We start from the raw sequence: 17,164 nt of genomic DNA, 5'->3' as shown, positions 1-17,164 counted from the left end.
CATAAAAACTCTCAAACCGATTTTAGCGGAATGAGAGTTTTTTTGTATTTGATATACAGTATGGTGTGCATATACCGTATATTGTCATTTATACTATATAAAGGAACAGCTTTATATTATTTTTTAGGGTAGAAACCGCTTGGATTCTCATCAAGCTTGATAAGGATATTCTTCATCTGTGTATAGTGATCGAGGATAACCTTATGTGTCTCTCTGCCGATACCTGAAGTCTTATATCCTCCAAACGGAGCACCTGCAGGGATAGCATTGTAGGTATTTACCCAAACTCTACCTGTTTCGATGCTTCTTGAAACACGGAATGCACGGTTAAGATCCTTTGTCCAAACACCGCCGCCAAGACCGTATACGCTCTCATTTGCATATTTGATTACTTCATCTTCAGTCTTAAACTTGATGATAACTGCTACAGGTCCGAAGATTTCTTCCTGAGCTGCGTAAGAGTCGTTGGTCACATTTGTGATAAGTGTAGGCTTATAGAATGATCCGTTTGCAAGCTCACCCTCTGTATAGCGTGAACCTCCGCATGCAACAGTAGCACCGTCAGCCACAGCTCTGTCTACACATGCCTGAATCTTTGCTACCTGACCTTCGTTAATCTGTGAACCCATCTGAGTATTGATATCAAGAGGATTTCCTACCACAATCTTGTTAAACTGATCTACAGCTCTCTTCACAAACTCATCATAGATACCTTCCTGTACAAATACTCTTGAACCTGCACAGCAAACCTGTCCCTGGTTGAAGAGGATTCCAAGCTGTACACCGTCAATAGCAAGGTCAAGGTCACAGTCGTCAAAGAATATATTTGCAGATTTTCCGCCAAGCTCAAGTGTTGCCGGTATAAGTTTTTCAGCTGCTGCCTTTGCTACAGAATAGCCTATCTCTGTAGAACCTGTGAATGCAAGCTTTCTAAATCCGTTGTGATCAAGAATATACTGTCCTGATTTGCTGCCTGCACCTGAGATAACATTGAATACACCCTTCGGTATGATGTCCTTAACAAGTTTTGCAAGCTCAAGGATTGAAAGAGGAGTTGAAGAACTGCTCTTAAGTACTGTACAGCATCCTGAAGCGAGTACGGGTGCAAGCTTCCATGCAGCCATAAGGAAAGGGAAGTTCCAAGGAACTATCTGTCCAACTACACCGATAGGTTCTCTGAATACAAGAGAGAGAGTCTTTGAATCAAGGAAGTTTGAAGTATCCTCCTCTGTACGAATAGCGGATGCAAAATATCTGAAATGATCTGCAGCATAAGGTATATCTATATTTAATGTCTCACGAAGAGGCTTACCGTTGTCAAGACTCTCGATATAAGCGAGGTCTTCTTTGTTTGCATCTATAACATCTGCAATCTTTAAAAGAATCTCGGCTCTCTTTATCTTATCAAGGTTTTTCCAAGAATCAAAAGCTGCCCATGCCGCATTTACAGCATCATCTACATCTTCCTTGGTAGCCTCCGCCACACTTGCGATTTTTTCTTTGGTTGCAGGAGAGTATGTATCAAAAAACTTACCGTCCTTTGAATCTCTGAATTCTCCGTTAATAAAAAGTCCATACTTTTCGTCCGGTCTCTTTGCCATATTTAAAATACTCCTTTCGAGTTGTTAATCTTTAGTAAATTACTATAGATTGATTCTAGCATAAAAGAAAAATAAAAGCTATAGACTTTGCGAAAGTAGATAATTTAACAAATATAAATTGCTTACAACCAAATAAAAAGAGCATTTTTTATATTATTTGCTAATATTTTACAGCTATATTCGTCGTGTTTTTATCAAAGTACATAGGGATTGCATAAAATTTAAAAGCTCAAAATTGCAAAACATTGGTTAATATAGTCATATATACAGGCACAAAATAAAAATATATCTAATTTTATATATCTTTTAAACTTTTTGTAACTATTATTTTTTGCCGTTATGTCGTATATTAGAAAGGCACAAAAGATGGAGGAAGATATGCAGAAGAGATATATTTGGACAGCAATAACATTAACCACATGTATTACAATGGCACAGGCGATGCCGGTTTTGGCAGGCAGAATAATAGGTCATGCCTCGGCGAATTATGCGACTACACAGAATGTAAGTACGGATTTTAATTTTTTGGGAAGTGAGATGTATACATATCAAAAGATGGAAGGTGATATAAATCTTTTGAAACAAAAATATGAGGGAGTCACTTCAGATTCTATAGGCACAACACCTGACGGAAGAAATATGTACAGAATAACTATAGGTAACAAGGATGCAGGAAAGAAGATCTTGGTAGTGGGTGCAATTCATGCGAGAGAGTACATCACCACACCGCTTGTAATGCGTCAGATAAAGGAGATGCTTGATAAAAGAGATGAAGGTGATAAGAGTTTGGATGAGGTATGTATAGAGTATATTCCTATGGTAAATCCTGACGGAGTTGCAATATCACAAAGCGGTATCAACGGGCTGAATAAGGAAGAGTCAAAGAAGAAACTGCAGGAGATTATCGACAGCTGGTCGGAGTGGGGACTTAAGGAAAATCAGGACAAGTACAACTGGTTTTTGAACAAGTGGAAGAATAATTTAAACGGTGTGGATATTAACCACAATTTCCCGACTCAGGGCTGGAAGGACAGAGCGGACAGCAGGAAGAGACCTTCAAATGAGCATTATAAAGGACCAAGTGCAGGTTCTGAGAGTGAAACACAGTATCTCATAAATTTGGTAAATAATGAAAAGTTTGCGGCGGTATTAAATTACCACGCACAGGGTCAGATTATATACTGGTCAAATCAGCACGCCTCTGCGGAAGTGGCGGCAAAGGATAAGGCGATGGCCGATATAGTTGTATCACATACAGGTTACAAGCTTGTATCTCCCGAGGCTGACGGTTCAAAGTACGGTACAGGTTTTAAGGATTGGCTTGATTGGGAGAAGGGCATACCGAATGTTACAGTCGAGGTCGGTATCGGTACTTCACCTGTTCCTGAAACACAGATTGAGAATATTTGGCAGCAGAATAAGGGAGTATTACCGGATATTGTAAAGTATGTTCTCGGAAAATAGGCTTATATTATGAATTTTACTAAACTTAGAAATATTTTCCTTATATTTATGACCTGCTCTTTTTTGGGATGGATATATGAGGTATCGGTAGGTATATTTGAGACTCATGTAGGCTATGTAAACAGAGGATTTTTGTTCGGACCGTATCTGCCGATATACGGATTCGGAGGGTTGATACTGATTATACTGCTTAAAAGAGTGCGAGATAAAAGGATTCAAATAGGCAGGATCAATATTTCATTTATCTTGGTATTTTTTAGCACAATGCTTATCACTACAGTACTTGAACTTTTCGGAAGCTATTTTATGGAGTTTTTAACCGGAGATTGGCTTTGGGACTACAGCAATTATTTTTGTAACTTTGAAGGAAGGATTGCGCTTTGGAGCAGTGTTAAGTTCGGTATAGGCGGTTTGATAATACTATATTTTATTGAACCTCTGATAAATATTTGTATCAAAAAAGCAGATAAAAGAGCGATAAATGTATTTTCTTTAATACTTGCCATAATTTTTTTGATAGATTTGAGTTTTCGACCATTTTTAGGGAGCAATTTTCTCGGAAAGTGATATAATAGGACATTGGATTGAATATATTTTGATTCAAAACTAATTTTATTTTAAGTAAAGGAGTAAGTATGTCTAAAGGTATCGGATTTATTGGTGGCGGAAATATGGCCGCAGGAATAATTGGGGGACTTATAAAGAGAAGAGTTTTCCTGCCTGAAAATATATATGTAAAAGAGGCTGTAACAAAGAGAGAGTATGAGCTTAAAAGAGAGTTTGGCATCTCTATAGTTGAGAGTGCGGAGGACTTGGCTTTAAAGGCAAACCTGATTGTATTTGCGGTAAGACCTCAGGACGGCGAAGCGGCTGCAAAGGAGATTTTGCCATATCTTGACGAGAAGAAGATTATAGTATCTTTGCTCGCAGGAATATCAATAGACAAATTACATAAATGGTTCGGAGAAAAGACACATATTGCCAGAGTGATGCCGAATACAATGATAGAGTCTCAAAGAGGATACAGTGCTCTTGTATTTGACAAGGAATTTCCGAATGAGAAAAAAGAGAAGGTGACAGCTATTGTAGATGCTATAGGAAAGACTATGGAAATGCAGGAAAATCAGCTGGACGCTTTCACCGCTATAGGATGTGCAGGTCCTGAGTGGCTCACACTTATTACCGCTTCTTTGGTAGATGCAGGTGTAAAGATCGGGCTTTCAAGAAGCGATTCAAAGCAGATTGTAATAGAGAATTTGATAGCTACAGGAATGGTTTTGGAAAAAACAAACAAGCATTTCTATCAGATTATTGATGAGATAAATGCACCGGGCGGAATCAGTATCGAGGGATTACATGTACTTGAAAAAGCTGGAGTACAGGGCAGCATAATGGAAGCTGTAGAGGCTGCATACAAGAAGACAACGGAAATCGGAAAGTAATATGAGTAAAGTACCTTCCTTAAGTATATTTTTTATGGGAACGGCCGCTTTTGCAGGCTTTTTGATACCGATTGTTCTGTTCATTTTTTTCAGGAAGAATAAAAAGACGGATATATCGCCTTTTTTTGTAGGATGCTTTATATTTATATTTTTTTCTATGATACTTGAAACGTCGGTTCACAAAGTAGTGCTGGGTTCATCTATAGGTGCAAATATTAAAAATAATATTGTACTGTATGCGATATATGGCGGAGCGATGGCTGCTGTTTTTGAAGAGTGCGGCAGACTGTTTGCATTCAAAGTGATGCTGAAAAAACGCATGGATAAAGATATAAATGCACTTATGTACGGTGCAGGTCATGGAGGATTTGAGGCGGCGGCTATTCTGGGATTTACAATGATAAGTAATCTGACATTGGCTGCTATGGTAAATAACGGAAGGATTGAGTCGGTTTCAGGCAGTTTGTCCGGGGCCGCGCTTTCACAGCTTCAGACAAGTATCACCACATTGGCTACAACACCCTCTTATATATATTTGCTCGGTATAGTGGAGAGAATATCTACCGTAATCATACAAATATCACTTTCAGTTTTGGTTTGGTTTTCTGTAAAGGATAAAAAATCCTTGTTTTTTGCAGCGCTGCTTATACACTTTTTGGTAGATGCGATATCTGTAATTATGACAGGTACACATATACCTGCAGTCATAGTTGAGGTGGTTTTGGCGGCGATAGCGGTAGCGGCGGCACTGTTTGCAAGGAATATATATAGGAAAGAAGAAAATTAGGGTTTCATGTCAAGTATTAAAGTGGGTTGATTTTTCAGCCCACTTTTATATTGGAGTTAATCATAGTATAAAGTTAAGATGTATTTTTATATGGTACGTGTTATAATTTTGGCAGATAAAATGATATAAAAAGGAGCGGTTATGAAGAGGTTTTCATGGGGATTATCTATATTTTATCTTGTATTTTTATATGGATGGATAGGGTTTGACGTATTTTTGTTTAGCCGAATGGGGGCTGAGTCACGGGTTCATATTCCGGTTTTAATTATTGTACTTATAAATATACTGTTTTTTACGGCACTTATGATAGTAGTGATAACGCAGAGTATAAGAAGCATATCTGCCATAAGGAATAAAAATATAAATTACTGTATAAACAGTTACCTTTTTTATAAGTATGCAGCGGCTCCTGTTATATTGACCGCTATATTTATATCTCTATATATTATGCTTGGAGTAATCGTAATCACTCCGATGTCGTTTGTAATGCCTCAACTGCTGCTTATATTACCTTTTTTATGGGCTTTTGCATTTATAATGTTACCTATAGTATGGACATTTGCGATTATAGCGGATATACCAAGTTTTATAGCGTCTGTTTGTATATTGGCATTTACTAAGAGTGAAAATAAAATAAGTTTAGGGAAATGTATCTTGCATTTTATTTTACAAATAATTCCGATAGTGGATCTTATAGACGGTTTGTATATAAGTATAAAATATTGGAAGAGAGGTAAGGTCGCAGCTGTTGTAACCGCTTTTTGTGTTATTGTCGGTATGGCCGCATATTTTATTGTACCGGCATTGTAGGGTAGTAGCGTTTTTGAAACTGATAAAAATTGGAACCGGGTATGAGTGAAGATATGGATTTTGAGCAAAAAGATGATGTTGAAGTAAAAGAGATTTTTGATGATATGAACAGCAATGTTCAAGTGAAGAAAAGCAGACTGCCGATTATATTGTTGGCACTGCTATATGGAATGGCATTGTATGGTTTTATATTTTAGTTTATAGCAAACATTATATTGTTAGGTTTGTTAATGGCCTTTGCAGTTACTTTATTTATAACGTTTTTTGTTGTTATGGTATTACAGGTGCGAGGTATTGAATCTGCCAAAAAGATAGGAGATATAAATTATTGCCTGAATACATACTTTCTATATAAGTATATAACGGCTCCCTTTATATGGAGTTGTGGAAGAATAGTGGCATCTATGGTTTTAATAACCGTTAAGTCGTCAGATGATCCTATAGGTATTGCTGCAGCTTTTGGTTTATTACTTGTACCTTATATATTTACAGTAACTGTCTTAATAGGTTTGCCATGTATTATAAGCATAAATTTCGCCTTGTATATTGCAAAAGAAAAATTCGGAATGAGTTCTTTTAAAAAGATGATACATTTTTTCTTGCAACTGATACCGATATTGGATCTTATAGACGGGTTTTATATAAGTATAAAATATTGGAAGAGAGGTAAGGTCGCTGCTGTTATAACTTCTTTTTGTCTAATTGTCGGTATAGCCGCATATTTTATTGTACCTGCACTGTAGGGTAGTAGTATTTTGAACGGGATATGAGTGAAGATATGGATTTTGAGAAAAAAGATGATGTTGAAGTAAAAGAGATTTTGGATGGTAAGAACAGTGATGTTCAAGTGAAAAAAAGCAGACTGCCGATTATATTGTTGGCACTGCTATACGGAACGGCATTGTATGGTTTTGTATTTTCGATTATAGAAAATAATAGGTTGGGCGAATCGTCGATAGTTGTTGTATTTGCTTTATTTATAATGATTTTTGTTGTTATGATATTACAAATTCGAGGTGTTTTATCTGCTACAAAGATAGAAGATATAGATTATTGCCTGAATACATACTTTCTATATAAGTATATAACAGCGCCCTTTATATGTGGATGTGTAGGAATACTGTCCTATATTATTTTTGAGTGGATTTCAATGACGATTAAATCTGACAATCAATTGGTTACGTCAATTTTGATATTTTTATTTATTGCTTTTATTGTAGTAGTAGTACCATATATATTGGCATCATATGTTTTTATAGGATTGCCGTGTACTGTAGCGGTGAATTGTATGCTGGATATTACAAGAAAAAAATATGGAATGAGTTTCTCGATGAGGACGATACATTTTTTTCTGCAAATGATACCGATAGTAAATATTATAGACGTTTTGTATATAAGTATAAAATATTGGAAAAAAGGTATGGGGTTGGCTATTTTGACAGTTGTATACAGCTATATTACAATGGCCATATTAGCGCTTACATATTGGGTAATAAAGTCTTTAGGGTTGTAATATTATGGAATTGATTGAAATGATAAGAAAAGATGATGATTTGAATACAGTACTGATGAGAGAGTGTAATATATGCTTTTATAAGCAAAATCAGGATATTGCAATGTCCGAAAACGGTGAGGTATATTCAATGTCTGCAAAAGCGTTTGCAGTTGACGGAAGCGGAGGAGAGTTTGTTATTTTAGAGGACGGCAGTGTTGGACTTATAAGCAGTGAGGGCAGTGTCGGAAGAGTGGCGGACAGCATAAAAGAGCTTATGGAGTTTTTGCTTCATGCCGGAAATATTTTTGACTTTACCTGTAAGTATATATATAAGAATGAGAGTATATTAAAGAAGTTTTGTAACGGATACTTATCTTATATAAGAGAAGACTATAAGAAAAAAGGTATAGAATGGGATAATATAAGAAAAAGTATTGCAGACAGACTTGATATTACATTTAATCCTGAAAATTTGTATGAGTATGCAATGAAGTTTTATAAAGCTGCCAAAAGAGAGCCTTTATTTACATGTAAATTTAACTATGGAGAAGATGAGTATACCTGTGACGGCATACTTTGTGATATAGTAGGGGATTGGGAGCGCAAGCTTATGGGTATAAAAGATGAAGAAATAATATAAAGGACAGTTTTATGGATAGTATTGATGAGAATAATCCGGTCTTGGTGGAACTTAGTGAAGCGGAAGTAGCAACAAGGGTTGAAAGAGGTGAGGTAAATAAGGCGGATATAAAGACTGATAAGACTAAAAGAGAAATTGTGTTATCAAATGTATGCACATACTTCAACCTCATATTTTTGATTATTTCAATATTGCTGATAGTGGTAGGATCTTTTAGAAATCTTACATTTCTTCCGATAATTATAGGAAACACTGTAATAGGAATAGTACAGGAGCTGCGTGCAAAGAAGACACTTGAGAAGATGAACCTTCTTAATGCACCGCATGCGGATGTATTAAGAGACGGTAAACTGCAAAATATTTTGTCACAAGAGCTTGTAAAGGATGATATAGTTTTATTGTCGGCAGGAAAACAAATCTGCGCGGATGCTACAGTTATAAGCGGAAGCATCCACGTGAATGAGTCATTACTGACAGGTGAGGTGGATGAGATAGAAAAGACTCCCGGCAGTACATTGATGTCCGGAAGTTTTGTAGTATCCGGAGAGTGCTATGCAAAGCTTGAGAGGGTAGGAGCGGATTCATATATCTCAAGGCTCAGTATAGAAGCTAAGTCTATGAGCGGTAAAGAACAGTCACAGATGATACGTCAGATAAATCTTATTGTAAAGACTGTAGGTATTATTATAATACCTATTGCAATTATTTTGTTTTGGCAGAGCTTCTATGTAAATCATGATACCTTCAGTAAGAGTGTGACATCTACAGTGGCGGCGATTATAGGTATGATTCCTGAAGGACTGTATCTTTTGACTACGGTTGCACTTGCAATAAGTACAATGAAGCTGGCAGGTAAGAAGGTACTTTTACATGATATGAAGAGTATTGAGACTTTGGCAAGAGTTGATGTACTTTGTGTAGACAAGACGGGAACCGTTACCGAACCTGATATGAAGGTGGAAGATGTTTTCCTTTGTAAATCAGGCACACATGATACATTACATGAGGAAGATTTGAAGAGACTCTTGGCGGATTATGCCTTTGCTTCAAAAGATAATAATGCGACAATGAAGGCGTTAAAGTTATATGCAAGTAATATAAAGATATACGGGAGGAAAGTGCCTCTTAAGATATCGGCTTTTTCGTCCACGCTTAAATACGGAAGCATCACCTTTGATGACGGCTGCTATGTACTTGGAGCTCCTGAATTTATTCTTAAAAGTAATATAACAAAGTATGAAAACGATATTTTGCCTTATACAGAGAGGGGTAGCAGAGTACTGCTTTTTGCAAAGTATGAAGGTGACAATATTGAAAACGGCATCGAGAAAGATGTGCTTCCTCTCGGATTTATATCTTTTGCCAATCCGATAAGAGCGAATGCTGTAGAGACATTTAACTACTTTAAGAGTCAGGATGTGGCTATAAAGGTAATTTCAGGAGATAATCCGCAGACGGTTTCACAGATTGCAGTTCAGGCCGGAATAGAAAATGCACAGCATTATATTGATGCATCTTTACTTGACAGTGATAAGAAAATAGCGGAGGCGGCAAATAATTATACAGTTTTCGGGCGTGTGACTCCAAAACAAAAGCAGCTACTTGTAAAAGCGTTACAAAGTAGCGGGCATACTGTGGCTATGACAGGTGACGGTGTCAATGATATACTGGCTATGAAGGATGCCGATTGCAGTGTGGCAATGGCATCGGGAAGTGAGGCAACAGCACAGGCCGCACAGGTTGTACTTTTGGATTCGGATTTTGCACATATGCCTGATCTGGTATATGAGGGCAGAAGAGTGGTCAATAATATTGAACGTTCTGCAAGTCTGTTTCTTGTAAAGAATATATTCTCACTGCTTTTATCCGTGCTCTCGGCGGTATTTATGTTCACATATCCGCTTGAGCCTGCACAGATTTCATTTGTAAGTATGTTTACTATAGGTATTCCCGGATTTTTATTGGCACTGGAACCCAATAAGCACAGGATTAAGGGCGATTTTCTTAAGAATGTACTCATAAAAGCATTGCCGGGAGGATTGACTGATGTCATTGCGGTGTTTGCGATAGTGATGTGCGGAAGAGTATTTGAGATATCCGATGACAGTATCGGAACTATTGCCACTATGATAATGTCGGTTGTAGGCTTTATGATTTTATGTAAGATAAGTGAGCCTTTCAACACAAGAAAGTATATGATTATAGCAGGCAATATTTTCGGGTTTATATTTGCAGGGCTGTTCTTCGGCAAGCTGTTTGCACTTACAGATTTGTCCGGAGTAAGCGTCTTATTGATGGTTATATTCGGATTCGGAGCAGAGTCGGTATTTAGAAATCTTACCATACTGGTGGAAAATATACAGATATTGTATGTAAAAAATAAGGAAAGAAAAAATAAAACGGAGTAAATGTATGAGAAGCTGTCATATTATATCGACAGCTTCTTATTTTTACTGTAATATTCATTATAGTAATTGATGTTGAGCTGGAAGAGAGGAGGATACCTTGAGAGAATACAGTCCGAGTTTTAAATTGAGCGATAAGATGATAAATTTACTTACACAGATAAGTGAGGAAGTAGGCAGAGTAAGTGTGCTTTTTGAGGGAAAGGTAAGCGTAAATGCAAAGAGCTTCATAATAAATAAAGTCAATACTTTGCTGTCGCTTGAGGAGTACAGTCTTTCGCCGGAGTATATAGAGGATATTATAAGAGGAGAGAAGATTGCTAAAGATTATAAGGAAAGTACACTTGCGAAAAATCTTTTTGAAGTATATGAAATGTCAGCCAAAATAAATCCCTGTTCCATAAACGATATGCTCTTTGCGTATAAAATGCTTTTAGGTTCTATAGATACGCTCTCATATGAGTTTAGGGAAGACGGTAAGAATGACGGCACTATGTTTGAAACGGATTTGATACCGTCAAGATTCGTGTCGGGGGCTATAAGGGATGTGTTGGAGTGGTATAAAAGAAATAAGCTTCACCCTCTTATAAAGAGTGCCGTATTATATTTTGAACTTGAGTTTTTGAAACCGTTTAAAGAATATAACGGAATCATGTCAAGGCTTTGGTTTGATATGCTGCTTTGCAGGTGGAAGGATATATTTTTGCTTGTATGCGTTTATGATAATCTGACAAAGAGAAGGGATGAATACAAAGAGGTATTGTATGATGCCTGTAAGACGGGAGAGTGTAACAAGTTTGTAGAGTTGATACTTGAGACGGTATATGAAAGATTAAAGAATGCGGATATGCCTAAAGACGGTATTAAGGTTGATGAACCTAAAAGTATAAATAAGATTTATAAAAAAGAGTGTATGGATGAGAGTGTCACAGTAAATATTGCATCTTCTTTTACAAGAAAGCTTTTGGAGGTTATGGGTGACGAGGTACTTTCTACAAATGAAATAATGCTCAGACTCGGTATGACTCATAAGCCTACCTTCAGGAAGAACTATCTTAATCCGGCTATAGAACTCGGCCTTGTAGAGATGACATTGCCCGGTAAGCCAAGAAGCAGACATCAAAGGTATAAGAAAATATCATAATCGCAGATTGTAACATCATATACGTTAAACATATTCGGCAAAGTGACTGCAATAAAGCGATTATAATAGGACAAATGCCGTATAGTATAGCGTACAAATAACGACTAAGATGCAAGATAATGCACGACATAGCGATTAAGATATAGACTAAGATTATAAATAAGCTAACGACCAAGAAAGAAGATGAAACGACCAAGGTCAAAACAGGCAATATAGATAGGTCTTTGTAAATAATATCAGAAATATGTATATTTTCATTCCATTTCTGTAGCTGTTGTGATATTATATAAAAAGTATTTTTTAGTGAAAATTTTGTAATAAAGACAGGAGATTATACAGATGCAGGGCTTAAGAAGCAATGAAGGAGAAGATTTTGAAAAGTTTCTTGGTATTGTAGAAGAAGAAGCCAAAAAACTCGGCGGTATCTTTTTTTGTGATACTTTTGAAGGAAGAGATATTTCGTTGAATGATATGAAAGTTTGCGATCTTGGAGGATGGCTTGTGCCTGAGAGTGAGGTTGAAAGCTTTGAGTCTATTTATGAAAAAGGTGAGGATGAGAAGCTTTGGGAGGACGACAAATGGTATGATATGTACATCTTTGTAAACTACTCTCTTGATGCCGACAATAATTTGGCTCTCAATTTTGATAAGAAATAAAATAAACATATTGACGAATCTGTACTTTGTGGTATAATGATATAGATTTTGAATTTCACAACCGGAGGGAGGTTAGATCTTAGATGTCAAACGTGATTGTGAAAGAAAACGAGAGTCTTGACAGTGCACTTAGAAGATTTAAAAGAAATTGTGCTAAGGCAGGCATTCAACAAGAAATTCGTAAGAGAGAGCATTACGAGAAGCCAAGCGTAAGACGTAAGAAAAAGTCTGAAGCAGCTAGAAAGCGTAAGTTTAATTAATTGCGTGTTTTCACAACCTCGGTCATTTGACCGGGGTTTTCTTTTTAAACAGATAATTTTAAGGAGAAAATATTGAGCATTATTGAAAATATTATAGATATACCTATGGAGCATGAAAGGAATGTCTGCGGCGAGTTTGACGTGTATTTAAAGAAGATTGAGAGAACTCTTAAAGTCAGCATGATTGCCAGAGATGGCAGCATAAAGATAATAGGACCTAAAGCCTATGTGGACAAGGCAAAATCCGTATTCAACAACCTTATCGAGCTTTCAAAAAGGGGCAATCAGATCACAGAGCAGAACGTGGATTATGCACTTTCATTATCATTTACATTGGAAGACGACAAGATACTTGAGATAGATCAGGATGTGATAGCCAGAACTATTTTGGGCAAGCCTATAAAGCCTAAGACTTTGGGTCAGAAGCAGTATGTGGATCTTATAAGAAACAAGATGATAGTCTTCGGTGTAGGACCTGCCGGTACGGGTAAGACATATTTGGCTATGGCCATGGCGATACAGGCTTTTAAAGACGGTGCCGTAAACAGGATTATTCTTACAAGACCGGCTATTGAGGCCGGAGAGAAACTCGGATTTTTGCCGGGAGATCTGCAAAGTAAGATAGATCCTTATCTGAGGCCGCTTTATGACGCGCTTTATCAGATAATGGGTGCGGACAGCTTTTTGCACAATCAGGAAAAAGGTCTTATAGAGGTGGCTCCTCTTGCATATATGAGAGGTAGAACCCTTGATAATGCTTTTATAATACTTGATGAGGCACAAAATACCACTCCGGCACAGATGAAGATGTTCCTTACAAGAATAGGTTTCGGCTCAAAGGTGATAGTGACGGGAGATCAGAGCCAGAAGGATTTGCCGCAGGGGCAGACATCGGGACTTGATATTGCGCTGAAAATACTTAAGAATATTGATGATATAGGTGTTTGTATGCTTACAAATAAGGATGTTGTTCGTCATCCTTTGGTACAAAAGATTGTAGAAGCCTATGATATATATGAAAAGAAAAATATGTCAAAGGATAAGGAAGATAAAAAAAGATTTAGAAGATAAGCCTTTAGGCTTTGGCGAGGGAGTATGACTATAGAGATAAGCTATGAGTCTGAAAAAAAACTTGATATACCGTATGAAGAGATAGTAAACAAGATGGTGGTATCTGCACTTGACTTTGAAAATTGTCCTTATGAAGCCGAGGTTTCGGTGACTTTTGTGGACGATGAAGAGATAAGGAAGATAAACAGTGAATACAGGGGAATTGATAAGTCTACAGATGTTTTATCATTTCCTTTTAACGAGTTTGAAATCCCCGGAAACTTTGATAATATTGAAGAGAGTGTGGATGCCTTTAATCCTGAGACCGGTGAGCTGCTGCTTGGTGATATTATACTTTCCACAGATCATATAAAAGAGCAGGCTATAGAATACGGTCACAGTGAGACCAGAGAACTTGCATTTTTGGTGGTACACTCAATGCTTCATCTTATGGGGTATGACCATATGGTGGATGAAGACAGAGTGGTTATGGAAGACAGACAAAGAAAAATTTTGGAGCTTGAAGGGATTAGCAGATAATGCCGGTTAAAAAGAAAAAGAGTGGATCTAATAATTTTTTGGTTCAGGGAGCCATATTGGCTGTAGCAGGAATACTTGTAAGACTGATAGGACTTGCGTATAGAGTTCCGCTTCTTAGAATTATAGGAAGTGAAGGTATGGGATACTATTCCACAGCATACAATCTATATGCAATCATTCTTTTGTTGTCCTCATATTCATTGCCGCTTGCGGTAAGCAAGATGGTTTCGGCAAGGATTGCAAAGAATGAATACAGGAATGCCGGAAAGATACTTAGAGCGGCTTTAATCTATGCAACTATAGTAGGCGGAATAGGATTTTGTGTAGTATTTTTCGGTGCGGATTATTTTGCAAGCAGTCTGTATCAGATGCCTTTGGCAAAGTATGCGCTAAAGAGCCTTGCCCCTACCATATGGATAATGGCTTATCTTGGAGTGTTTCGCGGATATTTCCAAGGACATTCCACTATGGTGCCTACAGCCGTTTCACAGATTTTTGAACAGATAATAAATGCTGCGGTATCTGTAGGAGCAGCATATTATTTGTGTGAGATGGCAATAAAGGGTGCAAAGGGAAACGATGTAAAGGCGGCTTACGGTGCGGCGGGAGGCACTATCGGTACAGGTGCAGGTACAGTAACGGCTCTTTTAATAATATTTGTATTCTTATTTTTGACCGCAGGAAAAAGGCGTAAGAGTCTTAGAGAGGACAATACTTCAAAGAAAGAGAGCTTTTCACATATCACAAAGGTGCTTGTGCTTACTGTTATACCTGTTATAGCTTCTACAGCAATTTACAATATAAACTCCGTACTTGACGGTATGGTTTTCGGACAGAGTATGAAGGCACTGGGTCTTGAGTATGAGACTTCAAGGCTTTACGGTATATATACCGGAGGGTATCTGGTGCTTGTAAATGTACCTGTGGCTATAGCGAATGCAATGTCGTCTTCTTTGATTCCTACCGTTTCAAGAAGCTTTTCAAGGGGCGATAAGGGAGATGTGAACTCAAAGATTTCTATGGTAATCAGATTTGCAACTATAGTAAGTTTCCCGTGTGCAATAGGTCTGGCGGTGGTTTCGGTACCTGTTATGGGGATACTGTTTAATTCTGCAGATGATGCAATTTTGGCTTCATATCTTATGATTATAGGTTCGGCTGTAGTTGTGCTTTATTCCATATCCACAGTTACAAATGCTATATTACAGGGTACAAATCTTATCAACAGACCTGTAAAGAATGCGGCCATATCACTTGTTATCCATTTTATTGTTTTGTATATATTATTGTTTGCGTTTAAGTCAAATGTAATAGGATTGGTATTTGGAAATATGGTATTCGCACTGTCTATGTGTATATTGAATGCAAGAAGTATAAGGAAGAATTTATACTACAGGCAGGAAGTTATAAAGACATTTTTGATGCCTTTTATCTGTGCCGGTATTATGGGAATAGCTGTGTATATGGCATATGCAGGACTTAGAATGTTTACACAGAGTAGGGCTTTGCTTACAATGATACCTGTAGCGGTAGGTGTTCCGGTATATGCGATACTTTTGATAGGTACAAGGACAATCTCAAAGAATGAGATATTGCAGATGCCAAAGGGCAAGAAGTTGGTAAGTATTTTACAGAAAGTCAGGCTTTTGAAATGAAAGTTGGGATTATTGGCGGTGGAGCAGCAGGTATAATGTCTGCTCTATTTGCGTGTAAGGGAAAGAATGAAGTTACCGTCATAGAACATAATGACAAGCTTCTAAAGAAGATACTGTCAACCGGAAACGGCAAATGTAATTTTACAAACACAAGAATGGAAGCTGCAAATTTTCACAACAATTACAAAGTGATTGAATTTACAGACAGATTCGGCCGTTTTGATACTATAAAGTTTTTTAACAGTATCGGAGTGGTGGAGTATATCAGAGACGGATATGTTTATCCGGCTTCGGAGCAGGCCGCTTCCATAAGAAATGCACTTTTGATGGAACTTAACAGATATGACGCGGATATACTTTTAAATACATATGTAAAGGATATAAAGTTCTCTGAGAAAGGTTTTTTTGTAGATGTCTGTGATACACAAAAAAAGATAAGTAAGTTATACTTTGATAAGCTTATAGTGGCGACAGGGCTTAAGGCGGCGCCTAAGCTTGGAAGTGACGGTTCTTTTTTACCTGTACTTGACAAGCTGAATATAAAGTATAGACCTCCTTTGCCGGCACTTTGCGGTATTAAGCTTGATGATAAGCTCTTTTTTAAGATGACATCGGGTGTCAGGGCAAAGTGTGAAATATCTGTATATTGTGATAATAAAAAGATTGCCGGAGACTTCGGAGAACTGCAGTTTGCTGACAGCGGTATTTCGGGTATCCCTACCTTTCAGGTGAGCAGATATGTAAGTAAACTGCTTTATGAAAGAAAAAGTGTAATTGTAAGGCTTGATATGTTCTCGCATATCGGGGATATAGAAAAGATACTTAACAGCAGAAAAAATATACCTTCATTTATTACAATTGAGGACATTGGCAACGGGCTTATAAACAGTAAGCTTTGGCTTGGAATACTTGAAGCTGCCAAAATTTCTCCTGAGATAAAAATAAAAAAGATTGATAAAAAAAGCTTTGACAGACTTGTTTTACTTTGTAAGAAGCTTGATTTTAAAGTAAAGGCAAGCGGTGATTTTGACAAGGCACAGGTATGCACGGGAGGAATTCCTCTAAAGGATGTGGATGAAAATCTGATGTATAAGTCTATAAAAAATCTGTACTTTGCAGGTGAAATACTTGATGTGGACGGAATATGCGGAGGCTATAATCTGCAGTGGGCATGGACATCGGGTTATATAGCAGGAAACGGATTATAAGGGTGA

Annotated in this window: 18 protein-coding genes; 17 read left to right on the top strand and 1 reads right to left on the bottom strand. The window is 37.3% G+C overall.

The features are described 5' to 3' along the window. Positions 1–116: 116 nt before the first annotated feature. Complete coding sequence (locus EHW90_RS07075) at positions 117–1,601, bottom strand: aldehyde dehydrogenase family protein (protein WP_060932104.1); 1,485 nt, start codon at positions 1,599–1,601, stop codon at positions 117–119. A 378-nt stretch (positions 1,602–1,979) separates the two neighbouring features. Here EHW90_RS07075 and EHW90_RS07070 point away from each other — a divergent pair, with 378 nt between their 5' ends. The 17 genes from EHW90_RS07070 to EHW90_RS06995 all read left to right on the top strand — a co-directional run bounded on the left by EHW90_RS07070 (position 1,980) and on the right by EHW90_RS06995 (position 17,158). Beyond that, a complete protein-coding gene (locus tag EHW90_RS07070) occupies positions 1,980–3,065 on the top strand; it encodes a M14 family zinc carboxypeptidase (RefSeq protein WP_124952160.1) in 1,086 nt (361 codons plus the stop codon). A 9-nt stretch (positions 3,066–3,074) separates the two neighbouring features. After that, the gene (locus tag EHW90_RS07065) at positions 3,075–3,632 is read left to right on the top strand and encodes a putative ABC transporter permease (protein WP_124952159.1); all 558 of its coding nucleotides are present in this window, start codon (positions 3,075–3,077) and stop codon (positions 3,630–3,632) included. A 68-nt stretch (positions 3,633–3,700) separates the two neighbouring features. Then, positions 3,701–4,507 carry a pyrroline-5-carboxylate reductase gene (proC, locus tag EHW90_RS07060; RefSeq protein WP_124952158.1) on the top strand — a complete coding sequence of 269 codons (807 nt, stop codon included), beginning with the start codon at positions 3,701–3,703 and terminating at the stop codon, positions 4,505–4,507. Between the two features lies 1 nt (position 4,508). Continuing rightward, entirely contained in the window at positions 4,509–5,294 is a 786-nt protein-coding gene (locus EHW90_RS07055) for a YhfC family intramembrane metalloprotease (RefSeq protein WP_124952157.1), read from the top strand. A gap of 141 nt (positions 5,295–5,435) precedes the next feature. Further along, entirely contained in the window at positions 5,436–6,104 is a 669-nt protein-coding gene (locus tag EHW90_RS07050; RefSeq protein ID WP_009445365.1) for a hypothetical protein, read from the top strand. A 41-nt stretch (positions 6,105–6,145) separates the two neighbouring features. Next, positions 6,146–6,301, top strand: coding sequence for a hypothetical protein (locus tag EHW90_RS13485; protein ID WP_243113934.1), 156 nt, complete (start codon positions 6,146–6,148; stop codon positions 6,299–6,301). A gap of 75 nt (positions 6,302–6,376) precedes the next feature. Beyond that, positions 6,377–6,847, top strand: coding sequence for a hypothetical protein (locus EHW90_RS07045; protein ID WP_243113933.1), 471 nt, complete (start codon positions 6,377–6,379; stop codon positions 6,845–6,847). A 35-nt stretch (positions 6,848–6,882) separates the two neighbouring features. Further along, positions 6,883–7,617 carry a hypothetical protein gene (locus EHW90_RS07040; RefSeq protein ID WP_124952156.1) on the top strand — a complete coding sequence of 245 codons (735 nt, stop codon included), beginning with the start codon at positions 6,883–6,885 and terminating at the stop codon, positions 7,615–7,617. A 4-nt stretch (positions 7,618–7,621) separates the two neighbouring features. Continuing rightward, positions 7,622–8,239: a hypothetical protein gene (locus EHW90_RS07035; RefSeq protein WP_124952155.1), complete on the top strand. Its 618-nt coding sequence runs from the start codon at positions 7,622–7,624 to the stop codon at positions 8,237–8,239. Between the two features lie 11 nt (positions 8,240–8,250). Next, a complete protein-coding gene (locus tag EHW90_RS07030) occupies positions 8,251–10,647 on the top strand; it encodes an HAD-IC family P-type ATPase (protein WP_124952154.1) in 2,397 nt (798 codons plus the stop codon). Between the two features lie 97 nt (positions 10,648–10,744). Then, positions 10,745–11,788, top strand: coding sequence for a Fic family protein (locus EHW90_RS07025; RefSeq protein ID WP_243113932.1), 1,044 nt, complete (start codon positions 10,745–10,747; stop codon positions 11,786–11,788). Positions 11,789–12,127: 339 nt separating this feature from the next. Beyond that, positions 12,128–12,445 carry a hypothetical protein gene (locus EHW90_RS07020; protein ID WP_124952153.1) on the top strand — a complete coding sequence of 106 codons (318 nt, stop codon included), beginning with the start codon at positions 12,128–12,130 and terminating at the stop codon, positions 12,443–12,445. Positions 12,446–12,528: 83 nt separating this feature from the next. Continuing rightward, complete coding sequence (rpsU, locus tag EHW90_RS07015; protein WP_005539624.1) at positions 12,529–12,705, top strand: 30S ribosomal protein S21; 177 nt, start codon at positions 12,529–12,531, stop codon at positions 12,703–12,705. Positions 12,706–12,777: 72 nt separating this feature from the next. Beyond that, entirely contained in the window at positions 12,778–13,776 is a 999-nt protein-coding gene (locus tag EHW90_RS07010; protein WP_124952152.1) for a PhoH family protein, read from the top strand. 24 nt (positions 13,777–13,800) lie between these two features. Further along, complete coding sequence (ybeY, locus tag EHW90_RS07005) at positions 13,801–14,295, top strand: rRNA maturation RNase YbeY (RefSeq protein WP_124952151.1); 495 nt, start codon at positions 13,801–13,803, stop codon at positions 14,293–14,295. Further along, positions 14,295–15,950, top strand: coding sequence for a putative polysaccharide biosynthesis protein (locus EHW90_RS07000; protein WP_124952150.1), 1,656 nt, complete (start codon positions 14,295–14,297; stop codon positions 15,948–15,950). Before ybeY ends, EHW90_RS07000 begins: the two co-directional genes overlap by 1 nt. Next, entirely contained in the window at positions 15,947–17,158 is a 1,212-nt protein-coding gene (locus tag EHW90_RS06995) for an aminoacetone oxidase family FAD-binding enzyme (protein WP_124952149.1), read from the top strand. Before EHW90_RS07000 ends, EHW90_RS06995 begins: the two co-directional genes overlap by 4 nt. The last annotated feature ends 6 nt before the right edge of the window (positions 17,159–17,164 follow it).

Origin of the sequence: Lachnoanaerobaculum orale (assembly GCF_003862485.1) — a bacterium.
Classification (GTDB): domain Bacteria; phylum Bacillota; class Clostridia; order Lachnospirales; family Lachnospiraceae; genus Lachnoanaerobaculum; species Lachnoanaerobaculum orale.
Note: the sequence above shows the minus strand (reverse complement) of the source record. Positions and strands in the feature narration are given on the sequence as shown.

What these genes read in the sequence shown, in the direction of transcription:
- EHW90_RS07075 (WP_060932104.1), bottom strand. Translation starts at nt 1,601, where the DNA reads ATGGCAAAGAGACCGGACGAAAAGTATGGACTTTTTATTAACGGAGAA.
- EHW90_RS07070 (WP_124952160.1), top strand. Translation starts at nt 1,980, where the DNA reads ATGCAGAAGAGATATATTTGGACAGCAATAACATTAACCACATGTATT.
- EHW90_RS07065 (WP_124952159.1), top strand. Translation starts at nt 3,075, where the DNA reads ATGAATTTTACTAAACTTAGAAATATTTTCCTTATATTTATGACCTGC.
- proC (WP_124952158.1), top strand. Translation starts at nt 3,701, where the DNA reads ATGTCTAAAGGTATCGGATTTATTGGTGGCGGAAATATGGCCGCAGGA.
- EHW90_RS07055 (WP_124952157.1), top strand. Translation starts at nt 4,509, where the DNA reads ATGAGTAAAGTACCTTCCTTAAGTATATTTTTTATGGGAACGGCCGCT.
- EHW90_RS07050 (WP_009445365.1), top strand. Translation starts at nt 5,436, where the DNA reads ATGAAGAGGTTTTCATGGGGATTATCTATATTTTATCTTGTATTTTTA.
- EHW90_RS13485 (WP_243113934.1), top strand. Translation starts at nt 6,146, where the DNA reads ATGAGTGAAGATATGGATTTTGAGCAAAAAGATGATGTTGAAGTAAAA.
- EHW90_RS07045 (WP_243113933.1), top strand. Translation starts at nt 6,377, where the DNA reads ATGGTATTACAGGTGCGAGGTATTGAATCTGCCAAAAAGATAGGAGAT.
- EHW90_RS07040 (WP_124952156.1), top strand. Translation starts at nt 6,883, where the DNA reads ATGGATTTTGAGAAAAAAGATGATGTTGAAGTAAAAGAGATTTTGGAT.
- EHW90_RS07035 (WP_124952155.1), top strand. Translation starts at nt 7,622, where the DNA reads ATGGAATTGATTGAAATGATAAGAAAAGATGATGATTTGAATACAGTA.
- EHW90_RS07030 (WP_124952154.1), top strand. Translation starts at nt 8,251, where the DNA reads ATGGATAGTATTGATGAGAATAATCCGGTCTTGGTGGAACTTAGTGAA.
- EHW90_RS07020 (WP_124952153.1), top strand. Translation starts at nt 12,128, where the DNA reads ATGCAGGGCTTAAGAAGCAATGAAGGAGAAGATTTTGAAAAGTTTCTT.
- rpsU (WP_005539624.1), top strand. Translation starts at nt 12,529, where the DNA reads ATGTCAAACGTGATTGTGAAAGAAAACGAGAGTCTTGACAGTGCACTT.
- ybeY (WP_124952151.1), top strand. Translation starts at nt 13,801, where the DNA reads ATGACTATAGAGATAAGCTATGAGTCTGAAAAAAAACTTGATATACCG.
- EHW90_RS07000 (WP_124952150.1), top strand. Translation starts at nt 14,295, where the DNA reads ATGCCGGTTAAAAAGAAAAAGAGTGGATCTAATAATTTTTTGGTTCAG.
- EHW90_RS06995 (WP_124952149.1), top strand. Translation starts at nt 15,947, where the DNA reads ATGAAAGTTGGGATTATTGGCGGTGGAGCAGCAGGTATAATGTCTGCT.